The sequence below is a fragment of the Ensifer sp. Root127 genome (assembly GCF_001425225.1).
GTDB classification, from domain to species: domain Bacteria; phylum Pseudomonadota; class Alphaproteobacteria; order Rhizobiales; family Rhizobiaceae; genus Ensifer; species Ensifer canadensis.
The window spans coordinates 1-1,148 of record NZ_LMDX01000004.1; the positions used below are offsets into that span (position 1 = coordinate 1).

The window sequence follows — 1,148 nt, forward strand, 5'->3', positions numbered from 1 at the left end:
CTTCTGGCCTACATCCTGGTCTCCAAGTTCGACGACCATCTGCCACTGTATCGTCTGAACGAGATCTTCGCCCGCATGGGCGCCGATATCCCCGATAGCACRCTGGTCGATTGGTGYGGTCGTGCCATGCAGGTGCTCCAGCCGCTAATCGAGCGGATCGAAGCGGCGATCATGGGCAGTGACCTCCTCCATGCCGACGACACCCCGATCCGGGTGCTGGATCGTTCGCTACGAGACAAGGGATTGGGCAAAGGCGTGAAGAAAGGCAGGATCTGGACATATGTCCGAGATCAACGGCCATGGGCGGGTGCTGCCCCGCCTGGTGCGGTCTACTACTTCGCCCCGGACTGGAAGCAAGAACACGTCCATCGTCATCTCCGGCAGGCAAGCGGTATCCTTCAAGCCGACGGCTACAAAGGGTACGGAAAGCTCTATGAACCTGGAGCAGATGGCGCGCGCCGCTTTCGGGAAGCAGCGTGCTGGGCGCATTGGCGCCGCGACTTCCATGATATCTGGACATCGAACAAATCCGAGATCGCACGCGAGGCTCTCGACCGTATCGGCGCGCTTTACGACATCGAACGGGACATTGCCGGTCAACCTGCCGATATCCGCCTTGCCGCACGTCAGAAGCACAGCAAGTCAAGGGTGGACGCATTCCGCGTTTGGGCCGAAGCGCAACTGACCCATATTCCAGGCAAGGGCGATTTGGCTCAAGCCTTCCGGTATGGCCTGAGCAGGTGGTCCTCGTTCTGCCTGTTCCTGGACGACGGTCGTGTCGCCATCGACAACAATGCCGCTGAGCGCGCCCTGCGTCCGATTGGCGTGGGTAGGCGCAATTGGCTATTCGCCGGCGCCGACACCGGCGCGGAAACCCTGGCGCGAGCCATGACCATCATCGAGACGGCGAAGATGAACGGTATCGACCCGCAGGCCTATCTCGCCGATGTGCTCGACCGCATCCACGATCACAAGATCAATCGCCTCGACGAACTGCTTCCTTGGCATTGGTCACCTGTCGCCACCAGCCGCGCCGAGGCAGCCTAATGGCAACAATCACCTATGTCCGCACGCTCAAATATGTCGCCGAAATTCTCGGCGAGGATCCGGAGCTTCTCCGGGCAATCGTCTCCAACGATGATAACCTG

General features: G+C 60.3%; 1 protein-coding gene. It reads left to right on the forward strand.

Annotated features, from left to right (window positions below; translation table 11 throughout):
* Positions 1-1,047, forward strand: a 1,047-nt coding sequence (locus ASD03_RS08420; RefSeq protein ID WP_156407907.1) for an IS66 family transposase, incomplete at its 5' end; no start/stop codon positions are given.
* Positions 1,048-1,148: the final 101 nt, after the last annotated feature.